This window comes from Streptomyces litchfieldiae (genome assembly GCF_031845365.1).
Classification (GTDB): Bacteria; Actinomycetota; Actinomycetes; order Streptomycetales; family Streptomycetaceae; genus Streptomyces; species Streptomyces litchfieldiae.
The window spans coordinates 1-466 of the sequence record NZ_JAVREL010000097.1 but is presented as its reverse complement, the minus strand read 5'-3'; the positions used below and the strand labels follow the sequence as shown (position 1 = coordinate 466).

The window sequence follows — 466 nt, the reverse complement described above, 5'->3', positions numbered from 1 at the left end:
CCCCACCCACAGCACCAGCGACACCGGGAAATCAGAGACCTCGGACGGCAACGCCACACACCGGTCCGCCGAGGCGCCCTGCACCATCGCGCCATGGTGGTGGACGGCAGCGTTCGGCAGCATCGAACAATGCAGGGCGCCACCATGAGACGGCATCGTCACGTGCAGGGTCAGCACCCAGAGCCAGGTCACCACCGCGACCGCCAGGACTGACAGTTCCGGATGAATCCACCGCCACCGTCGCCATGCCGATGGTCGCGGCACTGGCCTGGCCACCGAGGAAACGGTCATTGCAGGAAGACGCTCACTCGACCAACTCGCGCATTGCCGGACTGCTGCGGCGCCGAGGCCTGGGCACCCGGCAGCTGGATCGGATGGGCCGCCGGCTCCACATACTGCGGTACGAAGGTGACGCTGACCTGATCGCTCCAGCGGCCCTCAGCACTGAATCGTCGGTACAGGCCCG

The 466-nt window shown here is 67.2% G+C and carries 1 protein-coding gene; it reads right to left on the bottom strand.

The window, feature by feature from the left end; genetic code table 11:
- A partial coding sequence (locus RM590_RS35555; RefSeq protein WP_311708949.1) for a hypothetical protein occupies positions 1 to 192 on the bottom strand: 192 nt, incomplete at its 3' end.
- Positions 193 to 466 lie beyond the last annotated feature (274 nt).